Annotated in this window: 2 pseudogenes and 1 riboswitch; of the pseudogenes, one reads left to right on the top strand and one right to left on the bottom strand. The window is 62.2% G+C overall.

Features of this window, described 5'->3' with window-relative positions:
* Nucleotides 1-351, bottom strand: a pseudogene (gene metX, locus MOV75_RS38610) (homoserine O-acetyltransferase); the annotation flags it as partial.
* A 91-nt stretch (nt 352-442) separates the two neighbouring features.
* Nucleotides 443-522, bottom strand: a riboswitch (SAM riboswitch).
* Nucleotides 523-680: 158 nt separating this feature from the next.
* Here metX and MOV75_RS38605 point away from each other — a divergent pair.
* A pseudogene (locus MOV75_RS38605) lies at nt 681-1,172 on the top strand (chorismate mutase); the annotation flags it as partial.
* Nucleotides 1,173-1,274 lie beyond the last annotated feature (102 nt).

Here is a 1,274-nt window from a genome sequence, read left to right as displayed (position 1 = left end):
GCAGCCGCCAATCACGTTGGAGCAGATGATGAAGTAGTGCTTGGGATCAATCGGGCGGCCGGGGCCGACCAGCGTCTCCCACCAGCCGGGCTTCCCGGTGACGGGATGCACATTGGCGACATGCTGATCGCCGGTCAGCGCATGGCAGATCAGAACGGCGTTGGAGCGATCGGCGTTGAGCTCGCCATAGGTCTGGTAGGCGATCTGGAACGGGGTGAGATCGACCCCGCAATCGAGCCGCAGCGGCTGCTCGGTGCCGAAATGCGCGACCTGCGAGCTCGGATGATCCACTTCGTGCGACCGCTCGTCGGCGCTGATCGCAGGACTCGGTATCGATTTGACGCCACCCATCTGACCATCGACCTCGTTTGCGATCAAACGCTTGATCGCCACTTGCATCAGGCCATGAAAAACCCGGCCTGAACGATAGGTTCGGCCGGGATCGGAAGCGTCCCCGGCCTGTTTAGCGAGTTTTTTAACGTGGCTGCAAGCCGGCCGGCTCAAATGACCACGGAACGGGCAAAAGCTACCGTCTTGGGCGGTTTTCGTCAAGTCGCGGCCCGGATCGGCTCAATTCGCCTCTGTCGCGTCGACCGAAAAGGACGTGATTTCTCTTTGCTTTCACCGCCCCGACTGCCTAATCAGGGCATCCCCCAATCGAAACGATCGACAGCCAAGACATGTCCCAACGCCCGCCCGCGCCACCATCGCTGCAGGAACTGCGCAAGGAGATCGACGCGATCGATGAGGGCATGCATCGCCTCCTCATGCAGCGCGGCGACATCATCGACCGCCTGATCCAGGTGAAGCAGACCCAGGAGGTCGGCTCCGCGTTCCGCCCGGCGCGTGAGGCCGCCATGATGCGCGACCTCGTGCAGCGCCATCGCGGCATCCTGCCGCTCGACACGGTCGAGAGCATCTGGCGCGTCATCATCTCGACCTTCACCTATGTGCAGGCGCCGTTCTCCGTGCATGCCGACATCTCGGTGAGCGAGCCGGCGATGCGCGATTCCGCGCGCTTCCATTTTGGTTTTACGGTGCCCTACGTCGCGCATTTCAGCGCGCAGGCCGCGGTCGAGGCGGTGGCGAAATCCAAGGGCGATCTGGCGCTGGTTTCGGCGACCTCAAGCCGCACGCCCTGGTGGCTCTCGCTCGAGCAAGAAGGCGCGCCAAACATGGCGACGATGGAATCGCCGATATATTTGTCGACGTAACCGCCATGGCTTTCGATGATGTCGGTCATGGCGGACAGATATTCGTTCATCAGCGTCACC

The sequence above is a fragment of the Bradyrhizobium sp. PRIMUS42 genome (genome assembly GCF_023006515.1).
In the GTDB taxonomy this organism is placed as follows: Bacteria; Pseudomonadota; Alphaproteobacteria; order Rhizobiales; family Xanthobacteraceae; genus Bradyrhizobium.
This window is presented reverse-complemented; position numbering and strand designations above follow the sequence as displayed.